Annotated in this window: 15 protein-coding genes; 11 read left to right on the top strand and 4 right to left on the bottom strand. The window is 55.6% G+C overall.

What is annotated here, in order from left to right; genetic code table 11:
- Nucleotides 1-24 precede the first annotated feature (24 nt).
- The 3 genes from MFLA_RS11365 to MFLA_RS11355 are packed head-to-tail and all read left to right on the top strand — an operon-like array spanning nucleotide 25 to nucleotide 4,746.
- Nucleotides 25-1,683, top strand: a complete 1,659-nt coding sequence (locus MFLA_RS11365) for a peptidase domain-containing ABC transporter (protein WP_011480444.1) — start codon at nucleotides 25-27, stop codon at nucleotides 1,681-1,683.
- Nucleotides 1,673-2,974 carry an HlyD family secretion protein gene (locus tag MFLA_RS11360; protein WP_011480443.1) on the top strand — a complete coding sequence of 434 codons (1,302 nt, stop codon included), beginning with the start codon at nucleotides 1,673-1,675 and terminating at the stop codon, nucleotides 2,972-2,974. Before MFLA_RS11365 ends, MFLA_RS11360 begins: the two co-directional genes overlap by 11 nt.
- On the top strand, nucleotides 2,974-4,746 hold the full coding sequence (locus MFLA_RS11355; protein ID WP_011480442.1) for a TolC family protein: 1,773 nt from the start codon (nucleotides 2,974-2,976) through the stop codon (nucleotides 4,744-4,746). The genes MFLA_RS11360 and MFLA_RS11355 overlap by 1 nt, the downstream gene beginning before the upstream one ends.
- Nucleotides 4,747-4,762: 16 nt before the next feature.
- Here MFLA_RS11355 and ispB read toward each other — a convergent pair whose 3' ends face one another.
- Nucleotides 4,763-5,731: an octaprenyl diphosphate synthase gene (ispB, locus tag MFLA_RS11350; protein WP_011480441.1), complete on the bottom strand. Its 969-nt coding sequence runs from the start codon at nucleotides 5,729-5,731 to the stop codon at nucleotides 4,763-4,765.
- Between the two features lie 193 nt (nucleotides 5,732-5,924).
- Here ispB and rplU point away from each other — a divergent pair, with 193 nt between their 5' ends.
- From rplU to MFLA_RS11320, 6 genes are all read left to right on the top strand, one after another.
- The gene (rplU, locus tag MFLA_RS11345) at nucleotides 5,925-6,239 is read left to right on the top strand and encodes a 50S ribosomal protein L21 (protein ID WP_011480440.1); all 315 of its coding nucleotides are present in this window, start codon (nucleotides 5,925-5,927) and stop codon (nucleotides 6,237-6,239) included.
- A 13-nt stretch (nucleotides 6,240-6,252) separates the two neighbouring features.
- A complete protein-coding gene (gene rpmA, locus MFLA_RS11340; RefSeq protein ID WP_011480439.1) occupies nucleotides 6,253-6,510 on the top strand; it encodes a 50S ribosomal protein L27 in 258 nt (85 codons plus the stop codon).
- A 115-nt stretch (nucleotides 6,511-6,625) separates the two neighbouring features.
- A complete protein-coding gene (gene cgtA / locus MFLA_RS11335; protein WP_011480438.1) occupies nucleotides 6,626-7,687 on the top strand; it encodes an Obg family GTPase CgtA in 1,062 nt (353 codons plus the stop codon).
- 19 nt (nucleotides 7,688-7,706) lie between these two features.
- Complete coding sequence (gene proB / locus MFLA_RS11330) at nucleotides 7,707-8,825, top strand: glutamate 5-kinase (RefSeq protein ID WP_011480437.1); 1,119 nt, start codon at nucleotides 7,707-7,709, stop codon at nucleotides 8,823-8,825.
- Between the two features lie 9 nt (nucleotides 8,826-8,834).
- Complete coding sequence (purE, locus tag MFLA_RS11325) at nucleotides 8,835-9,329, top strand: 5-(carboxyamino)imidazole ribonucleotide mutase (protein WP_011480436.1); 495 nt, start codon at nucleotides 8,835-8,837, stop codon at nucleotides 9,327-9,329.
- Nucleotides 9,330-9,363: 34 nt separating this feature from the next.
- A complete protein-coding gene (locus MFLA_RS11320) occupies nucleotides 9,364-10,506 on the top strand; it encodes a 5-(carboxyamino)imidazole ribonucleotide synthase (protein WP_011480435.1) in 1,143 nt (380 codons plus the stop codon).
- Between the two features lie 66 nt (nucleotides 10,507-10,572).
- Here MFLA_RS11320 and MFLA_RS11315 read toward each other — a convergent pair whose 3' ends face one another.
- From MFLA_RS11315 to rpsT, 3 genes are all read right to left on the bottom strand, one after another.
- Nucleotides 10,573-11,133, bottom strand: a complete 561-nt coding sequence (locus tag MFLA_RS11315; protein WP_011480434.1) for a FlgO family outer membrane protein — start codon at nucleotides 11,131-11,133, stop codon at nucleotides 10,573-10,575.
- A 1-nt stretch (nucleotide 11,134) separates the two neighbouring features.
- Complete coding sequence (locus MFLA_RS11310; RefSeq protein WP_011480433.1) at nucleotides 11,135-11,812, bottom strand: hypothetical protein; 678 nt, start codon at nucleotides 11,810-11,812, stop codon at nucleotides 11,135-11,137.
- 306 nt (nucleotides 11,813-12,118) lie between these two features.
- The gene (gene rpsT, locus MFLA_RS11305; protein ID WP_011480432.1) at nucleotides 12,119-12,382 is read right to left on the bottom strand and encodes a 30S ribosomal protein S20; all 264 of its coding nucleotides are present in this window, start codon (nucleotides 12,380-12,382) and stop codon (nucleotides 12,119-12,121) included.
- A gap of 167 nt (nucleotides 12,383-12,549) precedes the next feature.
- Here rpsT and murJ point away from each other — a divergent pair, with 167 nt between their 5' ends.
- A complete protein-coding gene (gene murJ, locus MFLA_RS11300) occupies nucleotides 12,550-14,091 on the top strand; it encodes a murein biosynthesis integral membrane protein MurJ (protein WP_011480431.1) in 1,542 nt (513 codons plus the stop codon).
- Between the two features lie 13 nt (nucleotides 14,092-14,104).
- On the top strand, nucleotides 14,105-15,025 hold the full coding sequence (locus MFLA_RS11295; protein WP_011480430.1) for a bifunctional riboflavin kinase/FAD synthetase: 921 nt from the start codon (nucleotides 14,105-14,107) through the stop codon (nucleotides 15,023-15,025).
- The last annotated feature ends 19 nt before the right edge of the window (nucleotides 15,026-15,044 follow it).

Genomic DNA, 15,044 nt, shown 5'->3' with positions numbered 1-15,044 from the left:
GCTGGCTTGAAATAAATATCAAAAATGAATAACGACACCTTGCACAAAATACAACCTAGGCACCGGTTGATCGACCTGCTGAGCCTGGAACGTAAAGATATCTTACTGATCATCGTATTGATGGGGGCGGTGGGGTTCATCAATCTGGCGATCCCCGTTTCGGTGCAGGCCCTGATCAATACAGTGACCATGGGCAGCCTGATGAAGCCGTTGCTCATCATCTCCTTCATATTGTTTGTTTTTCTGCTGCTTGCAGGCTTGTTCTACGTGCTGGAGATGTTTATTGTCGAGCTCATCCAGCGCCGCATTTTCTGCCGTATTGCGATTGATGCTGCAAAAAAGACGCAGGGGGCAAGATACGATGCTGCAGATGTAGACGACCTACAGGAGTTGGTCAATCGGTTTTTCGAGGTGACCTCGGTACAAAAATCAGTCGCCACTTTATTGACGATAGGTGTGGCCACCATCCTGCAGGGAATGGTAGGCAGCATTATCCTGGTGTTCTACAGCATTTATTTTGGGGTGGTAGTGGCCTTGGTGTTGCTTGTTATCGGGGTCATTGTATACGTCATCGGGCATAGAGCACCGCTGACGGCGATTGCTGAGTCTCATGCCAAGTTTGAATTGGCCGCTTGGCTCGAAACGATAGCCCGTAATCTCAGCACCTTTAAGTTCTCTTCTGGCGTGACCTTGGCGCATGAGCGCACCAGTGAGCTTGCATCTGAATATCTGAAAAAACGAAGCGCGCATTTCCGGATTCTCATCAATCAATACCTGGGTGGGGTGTTTATCTATGCCGTAGGCGGCACTGCCATGTTGGCCTTGGGCGGGACCCTGGTGATCAAGGGGCAAATCAACCTTGGGCAGTTCGTTGCGGCCGAGCTGATCATCTTTGCCGTCCTGGCATCGTTCCTGCGCTTTATTGGCCAGCTGGAATACTATTACGACCTCCTTGCCAGCATGGACAAAATTGGCCATATCCAAGACCTCCCCCAAGAAAAGACGCCGCTACGCCAAGTAGAGATAAAGCGCCCTATCAAGTTGAGTGCCGTGAATCTTAGCTATCATTACTTGCGGCATACAGCCTCGCAATCCGGCATCAGCTTTACCCTGCAGCCTGGCCACAGCCTTGCTGTGCTGGGGGCTGCTGGCAGCGGAAAATCCTCATTGGCTGCACTGCTCACTGGCCTGAAGCAGCCAGAAAGCGGGCATGTGGAGTTCAATGATATCGCGATTGACCAATTCAATTTGAACGAGCTGCGCCAACATATTGGCTGTGTCGGAAAACTGGAGATCATTGAAGGCAGTATTATCGAGAATATCCTGATCGGACGGAATGATATTCCGCTTGGGGAGGTGACTGAGCTGCTGGGCAGACTGGGGTTGATGTCCAGCATCAACCAGCTGCAGGATGGCCTGAATACCCAGCTTTCCGTCAATGGTGCGCCGCTTTCCACGACACAGATCAATCTCTTGATGTTGGCCAGGGGGATTATCGGCCAGCCGGCATTGCTGATTGTGGATGGCTTGCTCGACTACCTGGATGAAGCCGACTTGGAGCGCGCCCTGCCTTTGCTGCTTGACTTGCCAGGGTGCAGCCTTGTCATCATGACGCGCCGTGCATCGATCGCACAGCACTGCGATCAGACCCTTGTGCTGGAGTTGCCTGATCATGACGCCTGACGTTATCCACAACCAGCAGTTCTCACAATATACGGTCACGCCCAGGCTGGTGAAGCGCATCCTGCTCTGGGTTGTGGTGTCGTGTTTTATCGTACCGACCTTAATATTGTTCCTCCCTTGGCAGCAAAATGTGCAAGCCATGGGCGCCGTGACCGCATTTGCACCACTGGAAAGGCGCCAAAGCGTGGATGCCCCGGTGGGCGGCGTGATCAGGCAGTGGTTCGTGCGCGAGGGGTCGCGCGTCAACGCTGGGGATCCCTTGCTTGAAATCAGCGATGTCGATCCTAGGTTCAAGGAAAGGCTGGCGGCACAACGTCAGACTGTCGCTGCTAAGCTGAAGGCCAAGCAGGATGAGCTGCAGGCTTATGAAGTACAGTTGCAGAACTTGCTGGCTGTGCGTCAAGCCAGGATAGCGGCCGTGGATTATGGCCTGAATGTTGCCCAGCAGAAAGTCGTGGCCGCCGGTGAGAGCGTTGCATCCGCCCAGGCTACGTTGGATGCAGCCGATTTCCAGGTGAGCAGGATGCAGCGCCTGGTACAGGAGGGGCTGGTTTCCAGGCGCGATGTAGAATTAGCCGAGCGGGACAGGGCGGTAGCGCTTCGTAACGTGAATAGCGCCAAGGCCGCACTGGACTCGGCACGTGCCGAGGAAAAAGCTGCAACAGCCAGCCAGGCGCAGGTCAGGGCCGAGACCCAGGCTAATATTGATGCCAGTCGCGCCCTGATCAGCAAGATCAGTTCGGAGGTGGCCGATACCCAGAACGAATTGACCAGTCTTGAGATCAGCCTTGCTCGCCAGGAGTCGCAATTGGTACGGGCACCGCGCGCAGGCACCGTGTTCAGGTTGCCGGTCAATTCCCAATCGCAAGTGATCAGTCAAGGGCAGCCATTGCTGGTGATTATTCCTGACACAGAGCAGCGCGCGGTGGAATTGATGGTGAAGGGCCTGGATGCTGCGCTGATACTTCCAGGTAGCCGCGTCAGGTTGGAATTCGAAGGCTGGCCAGCGTTGCAGATCTCCGGGTGGCCCAATGTTGCGATCGGCACATTTGGCGGCAAAGTAGCCTTTGTCGATGCCAGCGATGACGGCACCGGGCGTTTCCGGGTCATGGTGGTGCCTGATGAAAGTGTGCAGAAATGGCCTTCCGAGCGTTTCTTGAGGCAAGGAAGTTCCGCCCGAGGCTGGATACTGCTAGAGGAGGTTTCGATTGGTTATGAAATCTGGCGCGTGCTGAATGGTTTCCCTCCGCGTGTTCCGCAGCCTGCCGCTAATGCTGCCCAGGGAGCCTGATGATGCAACATAGGCAGTCGAGTTTGGTGATGCTCTGTTGTCAGGCGTTGGCCTGGCTCAGTCTGTCAGGCATGTCGCCAGCCCTGGCCTGGGCAGCGTCCGGCATGGAAGCGCTGGGGCCTGTCATGCCTGAGCAGCTGCCAAATGACATTGATTTGAATGCCATGAGCCGGAACAAGGCAACAACGCTCGAAGAAGACTACGCAAATGCGCGGCGGCAGTATGGATTGTCGGTTCCCGAGCGGTTCCGTCTGAACCTGGATGAGGCATTGGCGCAAAGTCGTGAGCAGGAAATATTCTTGCCAAAAGGGGTTGAACATGGGTTGACGATTGCAGATGTCAGGGCTCGGGCCTTGCAGAACAATCTTTCTTTGAAGGTTGTGCAATTCGATCAGCAAATTGCGCAAAGCGTATTGGGCGCGGAGCGTGCAAAGTTCGACAATATTATCTATGCCAGTTTGCAACGTAGGCGTGAGGATCGGCCGTTGACCAGTGGTGACATCGTGCAGATCAAGTCCGAGGACCCCCTCTTGGATGGACAGCTCGCCAAGTTAGACAAGGCCGAACAGCAGATTGACTATCTGGACGGCGAAGCCGGGGTTGCCATTCCGCTCAGAACCGGGGGAGTGGTGAGGGTGAGCACCCCCTTCGAGCGTAAACTGACGGAAGGCGTACTAGGCTCAGACCAGTACCGTCGCGCAACACGCTTTTCGATCAGCCAGCCTTTGCTGCGCAATGCCGGGGTCAAGGTCAATGAAGCCAGCATCCGCATTGCCGATCTGGACCGACAGGCGGTGGATGCCAAGACGCGGTTGCAGTCCATCCGCGTGGTATCGTTGATCGACAAGGCTTATTGGGAGCTCTATGCCGCTTGGGCTGAGCTGGATGTCCGGCGCCAGCAATATGAGCTAGCGGCGCGTAATCTCGATATGGTGCGCCGCAAGGTGGAGGAGGGACTGGTCGCGGGCATTGAAGCCAGTCGCGCCGAAATCGGCGTTTCGGACCGGATAGAGGCCTTGATCCTTGCCAAGACCCGGTTGCAGCTCACCCAGCGACAATTGCTATTCCTGCTCAATGATCCCCAATATGCCATAGACAGCGATGCACTGATCCGTCCCCAATCCGAGCCTATCCTCATGCATTACGAATTTGACAAGGATAGGCTGATCTCGTCCGCCATGCAGGGCCGGCTCGAATTGCTGGAGCTGGAGTTGAAGCTCGCCGCAGACCTCAACAGGGTGGAGTACCTGCAAAACCAGACCTTGCCGTTGTTTACCCTGGATTACAGCTATGGTGCCTTGTCTTCTGGCGAGAACAGCCTGTCGAGGGCGTACGACAGTCCATTCGACAACCGCTTCAGTGATTGGTCCGTAGGCTTGCGTTTCGAACTGCCCATGACGAACGAAGCGCGACGCAATCAATTGCAGCAGGCGGTGCAGCAGCGTATGCAGCGCTTAGCGACCAAAGAGTTGCAGATATTGACGGTCAAGAGGGAAATCCATGATGCGGTTGACCGGGCTGAGCAGCATTGGCAGCGCATCATTGCAGCGCGGCAGCAGGTGATGCTGGCAGGCGTTAATTACGATGGCGAACTCAAGCAATTCAATGAAGGGCTGCGGAATATGACCGAGGTGCTGGAAATGCTGAGCCGCCTAGGGGAGTCGCAGATCAAGGAAATACGTGCCATGGTGGATTACCAGGCCGCGTTGATCGACATTGCATATGCTACCGGGACCCTATTGGGTTATGGCCAGGTGGAACTAGGCTCTTGAGTCCGATGCGCTGGTTTCAGTAGCGCCGGGAGACAGCGAAGTCGGCAAGGCGCAGCAATGCCTCCTTGTAGGTGGACTCAGGCAAGTGCATGATGGCCGCGCACCCGGCGGCGGCCTCTGCCTTGGCGAGCTCCCGAACGTGCTCCAGTGCGCCTGTTGCCTTCACTGCCTCGACCACTGCCGGCAATTCCTGCAGCCCACCCTTTTCAATTGAGTTGCGGATAATCTCGTGCTGGGCTTCTGTGCCGTGGCGCATGGCGTATAGCAAGGGAAGTGTGGGCTTCCCTTCTGCGAGGTCGTCGCCGAGGTTCTTGCCGATCTCGCTACTGTCGCCGCTCAGGTCCAATACATCGTCAACCAGTTGGAACGCCGTGCCCAGACGCATGCCGTACTCTGCCATCGCGGCTTCATCCTGGGCGTCGGTGCCGCAAATGATGGCGCCAAGTCTTGTCGCGGCTTCGAACAGCTTTGCTGTCTTGTAGTGGATGACTCTCAGGTAGGCTTCATCGGTGATGTCCGCATCATGCACATTGAGCAGTTGCAGCACTTCGCCTTCCGCAATCGTGTTGGTCGCGTCAGATAGCACTTCCATCACGCGCATGCTCTGGATGCCGACCATCATCTGGAAGGTGCGGGAGTAGATGAAATCACCGACCAGCACACTTGCCGCATTGCCGAACAAGGTGTTTGCTGTTGCCTTGCCGCGGCGCAACGAGGATTCGTCCACCACGTCATCATGAAGCAGAGTCGAGGTATGGATCAGCTCGATAATGGCTGCCAGCTCATGGTGTTTTGCTTCAATGCGCCCGAATGCACCAGCCGATAACAGTACCAGGGTGGGTCGCAGGCGCTTGCCGCCACTGTTGATAATATAATCGGCGACCTGGTTGATCAGGACGACATCGGAATGCAGGGCTTTGCGAATCACCGCATCGACCTTTTGCATGTCTTCTGCGATGCACGATTGAATAAAAGCTAGGGACACGTCTGGCTGCCAAAAATAAGTCTCGGGATTCTAGCATATGCCAGGCCGGATGCAGTGTCTGCATGACAGGTGCCCAACGTGAAAATTGCATTTTTACAGCATGAAAAGCGTCAGCGATAATAGCATTTGCTTTCCGCGCGATTTTCCGTATAATGCCCGATTCATTTGAATGCGTAGCAAACGAGGCATAACCATGTATGCAGTTATCAAGACTGGTGGCAAACAATATCGCGTAGCCGCTGGTGACAAGCTTAAGGTAGAAAAGTTGGCGGGCGAAGTCGGCAGCGAAATCACCCTCGACAAGGTATTGTTGGTTTCTGATGGTGACAATACCACCATTGGTTCTCCTCTGGTTCAAGGTGCGAGCGTACAGGCCAAGGTTGTGGCTCATGGCCGCGGTGATAAGGTATTGATCTTCAAGATGCGCCGCCGCAAGCACTATCGCAAGACTCAAGGCCACCGCCAGAGTTTTACCGAAATCCAGATTGAAAAGATTGCTGCTAAGTAAGGAGTAGTTAAAAATGGCACACAAAAAAGCAGGCGGTAGTTCCCGTAATGGCCGCGACTCGAATGCCCAGCGACTGGGCGTGAAAGCTTTCGGCGATCAGTTTGTTTCCGCTGGCAGCATCATTGTTCGTCAACGCGGCACCAAGATGCACCCAGGTGAGAATGTCGGCATCGGCAAGGATCATACTTTGTTCGCTAAGGTCGATGGCAAGGTGGCTTTCTCCGTGAAAGGCGCGTTGGGTCGCAAGCTGGTCAGCATCATTCCAGCGTAAATCCTGGCATGATTCGGAAAAAGCCCTATCCGCTGATAGGGCTTTTTTATTTTAAGTCGTCCTTCAGGCAGGTATGATGACTGCCTCAACAAGTTGAACCTGTGAAATAGCGACCATGAAGTTTATAGACGAAGCCACAATCAAGGTCTACGCCGGCGATGGCGGCAACGGTGTCGCCACCTTCCGCCGCGAGAAATACGAAGCCATGGGCGGTCCCAATGGCGGGGACGGCGGTCGTGGCGGTTCGATCTACATGATCGCCGACCGCAATATCAACACCCTGGTCGACTATCGCTATACCCGTGTCTTCCGGGCGCAGCGTGGTGAAAACGGCCGCGGGTCTGATCAGTACGGCGCGAGCGGCGAAGATATGGTGTTGAGAGTGCCGGTGGGGACGGTAGTCAGCGACAAGGCGACAGGCCAGGTGCTGACAGACCTAGCGGAGCATGGTCAAAAGGTCATGGTCGCCAAGGGCGGCAAAGGCGGCCTCGGCAACATCCATTTCAAGTCCAGTGTCAACCGCGCTCCGCGCCAATGCACCAAGGGGGATCCCGGCGAGGAGTTTGAGCTTTACCTCGAACTCAAGGTGCTGGCCGATGTCGGTTTGCTTGGCATGCCCAATGCGGGCAAGTCCACCTTCATTCGCTCGGTATCCGCGGCCAAGCCCAAAGTGGCTGACTACCCATTTACCACCCTGCATCCCAACCTTGGGGTCGTGCGCGTGGACGCCAATCGCAGTTTTGTGATTGCAGATGTTCCGGGGCTGATCGAGGGTGCCGCCGAGGGGGCTGGCCTAGGTCACCAATTCCTTCGCCACCTTTCCCGTACCCGCCTGCTGCTGCATTTGGTCGACCTGGCACCATTCGATGAAAGCGTGGATCCAGTACGTGAGGCGTTGGCCATCACGGAAGAGCTGCGCAAGTATGATGAAGCACTCTATAACAAGCCGCGCTGGCTGGTGCTCAATAAGGTGGACATGCTGGAGGACAGCGAGCAGAAAGTGGCCGAGTTCGTCCAGAGATTGGGCTGGCAGGGCCGTTATTTCGCTATTTCCGCATTGGCTGGCATAGGCTGTCGCGAATTGACCTATGCCATCATGGAGCATGTGGAGGAAGCCAGTCGGGTTGAGCATGAAGCGGCGGAAAACACAGGTGCCGCTTCCATGAGCGGGGACTAGGCAGCCAGGATAGGCAGAGATGACGTCATTGCTATTGAATGCAAAATGCCTGGTCGTGAAGGTAGGCTCCAGTCTGGTGACTAACAACGGCGCTGGCCTGGATAAAGGTGCCATTGCAGCCTGGGCCGATCAGATTGCCCGGCTGGTGAAGTCGGGCCGGCAGGTGGTACTGGTATCCAGCGGTGCCGTGGCGGAAGGCATGCAGCGCCTGGGCTGGAAGAAGCGGCCAGTGGCGATCAACGAGTTGCAGGCTGCTGCAGCCGTTGGGCAAATGGGCTTGGTGCAGATGTACGAGTCCTGCTTTGCTTCCCACGGTTTGCATACTGCCCAGATTCTGCTGACGCATGCAGACTTGGCCGACAGGAAACGCTACCTGAATGCGCGGACGACATTGCGTACCTTGCTGGACTTGGGCGTCATTCCGATCATCAATGAAAATGACACAGTTGTGACCGATGAAATTCGCTTCGGTGACAATGACACCCTGGGATCGCTGGTAGCCAACCTGATCGAAGCGGATGCGCTGGTGATCCTCACCGACCAGCCGGGCTTGTATTCGGCCGATCCGCGCAAGCATCCCGATGCGCAATTCATTCAGTATGAAACTGCTGGCAATCCTGCTCTGGAAAAGATGGCAGGTGGCGCCGGCACCCTGATTGGGAGCGGTGGCATGCTGACCAAGATCCTCGCTGCCAAGCGGGCAGCGCGTAGCGGGGCGCATACTGTCATCGCCTCCGGCCGGGAGCCGGATATCTTGGTGAGGCTGGCGCAAGGCGAGGTGGTAGGCACGCATCTCAAGGCGGGCCAGGTCAAGACCTTGGCTCGCAAGCAATGGCTTGCGGATCAACTGCGTGTTGCCGGCAAGGTCGTGGTGGATGAAGGCGCAGCCAAGGCATTGCGCGAAGGGGGACGCAGCCTGTTGCCGATCGGCGTGATGGCTGTAGAAGGCAGTTTTGAGCGTGGAGAGGTCGTATCCTGTGTGAATACCGCGGGCGAGGAAATCGCGCGCGGATTGGTGAATTACAGTGCGCTAGAGACGGCTCGCATCCTGCGTCAGCCGAGTCACGAAATAGAACATATCCTGGGTTATATCGATGGGCCTGAATTGATTCATCGCGACAACCTGATTCTGGTGTAAGGGGAAATCATGTCCAAACCATTGGTTGGTATCATCATGGGCTCAGACAGCGACTGGCCCGTCATGCGCGCCGCGGCGCAGACGTTGGCCGATTTAGGCATTGTCTACGAGGCACGCGTGGTCTCTGCGCACCGTACGCCTGACCTGATGTTTGAGTTTGCCGAGCAAGCGGCCGAACGCGGCTTGCGTGTCATTATTGCTGGCGCTGGCGGCGCCGCCCACCTGCCTGGCATGGTGGCGGCCAAGACGACATTGCCGGTACTAGGCGTGCCGGTGCCATCACGCCATCTACAGGGGCAGGATTCCCTGCTATCCATCGTCCAGATGCCTAAAGGGATTCCAGTCGCGACGTTTGCGATCGGTGAGGCAGGGGCTGCCAACGCCGGTTTGTTTGCCGCCGCCATCCTGGCGACGACGGATAGCGCACTTGCGCAGCAGCTGGCAGATTTTCGTGCCGCACAGGCGGCCCGGGTGCTGGACATGACATTGCCGGACCAGCCCTGATATCGAACGATATATTCAGTCTCGAGGAGTTTTCGTGAGTAGTGTAAAAACTATATTGCCTCCGGCCATGCTGGGGATGTTGGGTGGCGGCCAGTTGGGCCGCTTCTTTGTGATTGCGGCTCATGAGATGGGCTACAAGGTGGCAGTGCTGGATCCTGACCGCAACAGCCCGGCGGGCAAAATTGCCGACGTGCATCTCTGTGCTGCCTATGATGATGAGACTGCGCTGCAGTCCCTTGCCGAGCAATGCGCGGCCATTACCACCGAATTCGAGAACGTGCCCGCATCTACGCTGGAATTCCTGGCGCAGCATCGTACTGTGCGTCCTGCCGCTGCTTCAGTGGCTATTGCGCAGAATCGCGTCGCAGAAAAGAACTTTTTCCGCGACTCCGGCTTTCCGGTTGCGCCGTATGCCGTGATTGAGCAGGCTATCGATATCCCTGCTGCCGATAGCGGTTTGTATCCTGCCATCCTAAAGGTGGCGCGCTTCGGGTATGATGGCAAGGGTCAGGCGCGAGTAGCGACTCCGGAGGAGGCAAGCGCCGCTTTTGAGAAGTTCGGTGCCGAGGTCTGCGTGCTGGAACGCATGCTCAGGCTGGACTACGAAGTTTCCGTGGTATTGGCACGGGATGCCGACGGCAATGTGGAGACCTTCCCTGCGGCAGAAAACAGTCATTTGAACGGCATTCTTGATGTCAGCATCGCGCCGGCACGAGGTGATGCGGCTATCCGGGAGCAGGCACGCCAGCTGGCTGTGGATGTTGCGCAAAAGCTGAATTACACGGGGGTTCTGGGCGTCGAGTTTTTCGTCAGCCAGGGCCGTCTGCTGGTCAATGAAATGGCACCGCGTCCCCATAACTCCGGACATTACACGATAGATGCATGCGTAACCAGCCAGTTCGAGCAGCAAGTGCGTGTGTTGGCAGGCCTGCCGCTGGGTGATGCGCGCCAGCACAGTCCCGCAGTCATGGTGAATCTGCTGGGCGATATCTGGAGCAGGGGTGAGCCTTCATGGGATGCTGCCTATGCCGAGCCAGGGTTGAAAATGCACCTTTATGGCAAGCATGAAGCCAGGCCAGGCCGAAAGATGGGGCACTTTACCGTGGTTGGAGATAAGGCGGACCAGACGCTGCAAGGCGCGTTGAAGGTTCGCCACTTGCTTGGCATCAGGGATTGACGGAGCCGGAATCCTGAACAATAAAAGCCAGGCAGATTGCCTGGCTTTTATTTTTGCGGATGTAATTTACTTGCGCATATTCCGGGTCATGGTTCTCAGGTTGCTGTCCATTGGGAAAGCATAATCATGTACTGCCACCACCACATTGCTGCTGGGCTGAATGACCTTCAAGTTGACAAACACCATGTCGCTACTCAATGCGTAAGTGCCTGCGATGACAGCCTGCGCATTATGGTTTTTTGCGACATCCTTGATTTCTCGGGTGAGTAGCAGCTCGCCCTGGTCCTGCTTCATGTAGACGTAGTCGCGGAACTTCATTTCGATCATGCTGTAACCGGCTTGGGAAAAGCGTGATGAAATCTGCTCGGAAGCCAGCCTGCCGAAGGTGGATGAACTGGAAAGCGCATCGATATTGACCAGGGTGGCTATGATCATCGGGTGTGAGGGATTGATCTTGCCGCTAAGCTGCTGTATCAGCGCATCAGCTGCCTTGTAATTATTCTCGATGAACGGATTGTTGGCTGCTGTCGTGTAGTCAGCCTTGTCATTGGTGCTCGATCCTGTTGGCATGCCGGAGCATGCGGTCAGAGCCAATACCATTGCAATGGTGTACCTGTTCTTGAGCATGTTAGTGGCTTCCTCGTACGCTGAAGTTGGCATGACTGGCGGCGTGATACAGCCATTGGTCCGAATCTGCAACATAGTACGTGGCACGAGAGACGGCCAGATAACGACTGTTATCCGTTACTGCGGCATTGATGATGATTTCCGTTTGCGGTGTCGCGCCAGAGGCTTTATCTGAGTTGAAGTATGTCAACGCTTCTGCACCACTGATCACGCCTGTCACCACACCTGCGGCAGAAATTGAACTATTGAGCTCGCTCAATGTCCACACGCCTGTTGCCAGGGCCGTTGGAATGCCGACAGTGCGCGCTTGCAGGCGGTGAGGAGAGAATTGCAGGACTTGAGTGTCGATTTCAATGTTGACTGCGGCGCCGCGAGTCTTGACAACGTGATAGCCACGATTGACCAATGTGGCGATCAATTCTCCTGCGACTGCCTGGTTGAACGGAGAGTCTTCAGTCACAGACACATAGAGTGTTTGTTCTTTGCTCACCTTGCCGCTCATTTGTGTTTGCAGCCTTTGGGATAGATCTTGAGTTATTAATCCCCAATGTGCGGCAGCTTGAAGTTTCTCCTGCGACATGGTGGGAAAGTTTTTCGCAATCGGCGTTTCACCGTGTGGAGTCACGCAACCTGATAACAGGATGCTGATAAGAAAAGGTATTGCCGTAGTTTTTGGCATATTGAGCTTATCCCCTGAAGTTAAGTGGTGAGTAAATATTTTTTTTCTGAAACCTTAATGAGACTTTACGGAAGGAATATGACTTTCTTTAGTGCATATCCTTTAACGCATGTATCGGGTAGTTGTAGTGCTGGCTCGAGTCATATGCTATTCATGCAAGATGGCTGGCGGATGGGGTTGCCGGCGTCATGTGTATCAAGCGCTTGGTTGAATAGTGACGGGGAAATGAAAGTGATTCGGGACAGTCTTGAATAGGCAATAAAAAAGCCGGGATTCCCCCGGCTTTTCGCAAGAGTTCGAGCTGAATCAGGCAAGCGCCTTGATTGCAGCACTCAGACGGCTCTTGTGGCGAGCGGCCTTGTTCTTGTGGATGATTTTCTTGTCCGCAATACGGTCGATCACGCTGACATTTTCATTGAATACGCTTTGAGCCGCAGTCTTGTCGCCGGCCTCTACCGCTTTGATGATCTTCTTGATCGCGGTACGCAGAGCCGAGCGCAAACTTGCATTGTGGGCGCGTTGCTTGACTGCCTGACGTGCACGCTTTCTCGCCTGTGCGCTATTAGCCATGGATAGTTCCTAATTAAATAAGTTAACAAAATACGAAGCCAAGCATATTAACCAATATTGCCGCCAATTGCAAGAATATGGTGAATTTGTTCCGCGTGCGATTGCACTGACATGATAAAATCGCCGTCTGATCAGTCGCTGAGACTCCATATGATGATACCTGTGCAATGAATCTGTTAAAAGCGTTGGCTGCGGTCGGGAGCATGACTTTTGTCTCCCGGGTACTGGGGTTCGTCAGGGATACATTGATCGCACGGGTGTTCGGTGCGGGGATCTACACGGATGCCTTCTTTGTCGCTTTCAAGATCCCCAACCTGTTACGCCGCCTGTTCGCCGAGGGAGCGTTTTCACAGGCTTTTGTGCCGGTCCTGGCCGAGTACAAGAACCGCCGCGGTCATGACGAGACATATGGGCTGGTCAGTAAAGTGGCGACCTTGCTCGGACTGGTGCTCATGGGCGTGACCTTGCTCGGCATACTGGCAGCTCCCGTTGTTGCCTATATCAGTGCGCCGGGCTGGGCGCAGCGTGAGCCGGAAACCTTTGCGCTGACCATCGACATGCTGCGCATCATTTTCCCTTATATCCTGTTGATTTCCGTGGTGTCCCTGGCGGGCGGTGTGCTCAATACCTATAGCAGGTTTTCCGTGCCGGCGTTTACGCCAGTCTGGCTCAACATTGCATTTATCGTCGCCGCATTGTTCTTTGCCCCCTATTTTGATCCGCCGGTCATGGTGCTGGCCTGGGCGGTATTCGCAGGCGGTGTGCTGCAGCTGGTCTTCCAGCTGCCTTTTCTGCGCAAGATCGGGATGCTGCCCAAGTTACACTTCGATTTCCGGGATGAGGGTGTCTGGCGCATCCTTCGCCTCATGGGACCGGCAGTGTTCGGGGTCTCGATCGCCCAGTTGTCATTGCTGATCAATACGATCTTTGCCTCTTTTCTCGAGAGTGGCAGCGTGTCCTGGCTCTATTATGCTGACCGCCTCATGGAATTTCCTACCGGCTTGCTGGGCGTGGCGCTGGGAACGATCCTCCTGCCCAGTCTTTCAAAGAGCGTGGCGGACAAGGCGGAACACGAATATTCGTCCCTGCTGGACTGGGGGTTGCGCCTGACCTTGATGCTGGCTTTGCCGGCGGCGGTAGCGTTGGCAGTGCTGTCCGTGCCGTTGGTGACCTCCTTGTTTCATTACGGTGCCTTTACGGAGCACGATGTCTGGATGACGCGCCAGGCGCTGATTGCCTATAGTCTGGGGTTGCTGGGCTTGATCCTGGTCAAGGTGCTGGCTCCGGGATTTTATGCGCGCCAGAACGTCAAGACGCCGGTCAAGATCGCAGTGGTCACCTTGATAGCTACGCAACTGATGAATCTGGCTTTTGTCGGCATTTTTCATCACGCCGGCTTGGCATTGGCGATTGGGCTGGGCGCTTGTATCAACGCAGGCCTGCTTTACTACAAGCTGCGCAAGAACGGCATTTACCAGCCTCAGCCAGGCTGGCTGAGGTTCATGGCGCGTGTCGCCGTGGCCTTGCTGGCGATGGGCGCCGCGCTCTGGGTAGGTGCGGGCGACAGCGAGTATTGGCTGCATGCGACCTTGTGGGCCAAGCTTGCGTATTTACTGGGGCTGGTAGGCTTGGGCGCTGCGGTCTATTTTGCGGCCTTGTGGGTCATGGGACTGCGTATTCGCGACTTTATCAAGCGAAGTGTGAGTTGAGGCGGGGAGGTTCATGCAGGTATTTCGTCATTTCCACCAGGCTGCCCATCATCCGCTTGCGGTTGCTATTGGAAATTTCGATGGCGTGCACCTGGGCCACCAGGCATTGTTGCGTCGCCTGATCGAGGTGGCGTCTGCACAAGGACTGAAGTCGGCAGTCATGACTTTCGAGCCGCATCCGCGGGAGTTTTTCGCGCCTGACAAGGCGCCTGCAAGGCTGACTTCGTTGCGTGAGAAGTTGGAGTTGTTTGCGGAAGCTGGTGTCGATTATGTCTATGTCTGTCATTTCAACCGCCGTTTCGCCGCCATCACGGTGGAAGCCTTCATGCAGGACATCCTACGCAATGCGCTGGATGCCCGGACTATCCTGGTGGGAGAGGACTTCCGTTTTGGTGCCGGGCGCCAGGGCAGTATGGAGGATTTTGCACGCGCAGGATTCAATCTGCAAAGCCAGCCGCAGGTCAACCTGGACGGCAAGCGTGTTTCCAGCACCGCCATCCGCGAGGCGCTGGCGAAGGGGCAGCTCGATGAAGCTGCGCGCCTGCTGGGGCGCCCCTACAGTATCAGCGGCAAGGTGGTGCATGGCGACAAGCTTGCACGCGAGCTTGGCTATCCTACGGCGAATATTCACATGCTGCATGATAGGCCGCCGCTTTTCGGCATCTATGCGGTAAAATTGGAAGGTTTGGCCGAGGGCGGCGATTGGCCGGGTGTAGCTAGCCTCGGTGTGCGACCTACCGTAAAGCAGGATGGCAAGCCGACGCTGGAGGCGCACCTGTTTGATTTCAGCGGCGATATCTATGGCCGTCATGTACGCGTGAAATTCATGCACAAAATACGCGATGAAATGAAATTCGACAGCCTGGAAACATTGAAGTACTGGATTGCCAGGGATGCCGAGATGGCGCGTGAGTATTTTCGTGCCAATCCCTGAGCGCGAAGCCTGATTTTTA

Origin of the sequence: Methylobacillus flagellatus KT (assembly GCF_000013705.1) — a bacterium.
GTDB classification, from domain to species: Bacteria; Pseudomonadota; Gammaproteobacteria; order Burkholderiales; family Methylophilaceae; genus Methylobacillus; species Methylobacillus flagellatus.
Note: the sequence above shows the minus strand (reverse complement) of the source record. Positions and strands in the feature narration are given on the sequence as shown.